This window comes from Parahaliea mediterranea, assembly GCF_017255185.1.
In the GTDB taxonomy this organism is placed as follows: Bacteria; Pseudomonadota; Gammaproteobacteria; order Pseudomonadales; family Halieaceae; genus JAFKCZ01.
The window spans coordinates 1-656 of the sequence record NZ_JAFKCZ010000041.1 but is presented as its reverse complement, the minus strand read 5'-3'; the positions used below and the strand labels follow the sequence as shown (position 1 = coordinate 656).

The following is a 656-nucleotide window of genomic DNA, read 5'->3' as shown; positions in this document are numbered from 1 at the left end:
AGAACGCAGACTTGCTTTTAGCCCCCTATAAGGGGGCTGTGAAGCCAGCCTTCTTAGAAGGCTGGCCCAAGTTGTGCCATCTTCAGATTATCGACGTAAGTCCATACGGACTTGTTTCTGTTCCTGCTTCTCTTGATATTTTACATACGTGCGTATCATCGTCGCATCTAGCCCTACCGTATCCACGCAGTAACCTTTCGCCCAGAAGTGGTTCCCCCAGTATGGCTTTTCCCTCAAATACGGAAACCGAGTAAATAACCTCAGCGCCGTCTTGCCCTTAACGACTCCCATTACCCTTGAAATTGACTCCTTCGGTGGCACTTTCAAGAGTAAGTGGACATGGTCCGGTTGCACGTTTAACTCTACGATTCGGCATCCCAGCCGACTGCTGTAAACCTGGATACAGTTGATAACCTCTTGAGCTATCTCACCTTTTAGCACCCTATATCGATATTTAGGCACCCAAACCAAATGATATTGGCAATGCCAGATTACATGCGTTAATTTCTCGAAACGGCTCATCGCTATTTCTCCTCAGGTCAGTTGTGGGCACAACTCAACCTCAAGAGATAGCATGAGCCTTTCTATTCGTAACAGGCAGAGCCTGCCACTCATGACCACGTCCGTAGGACGTGGTTTCCCACGCTTAAATGAAT

1 protein-coding gene is annotated in these 656 nt (G+C 47.9%); it reads right to left on the bottom strand.

Translation table 11 applies throughout. The annotated features are described in order from the left end of the window. Positions 1-87: 87 nt before the first annotated feature. Entirely contained in the window at positions 88-522 is a 435-nt protein-coding gene (tnpA, locus tag JYP50_RS21635) for an IS200/IS605 family transposase (RefSeq protein ID WP_206562657.1), read from the bottom strand. Positions 523-656: the final 134 nt, after the last annotated feature.

What these genes read in the sequence shown, in the direction of transcription:
- tnpA (WP_206562657.1), bottom strand. Translation starts at nt 522, where the DNA reads ATGAGCCGTTTCGAGAAATTAACGCATGTAATCTGGCATTGCCAATAT.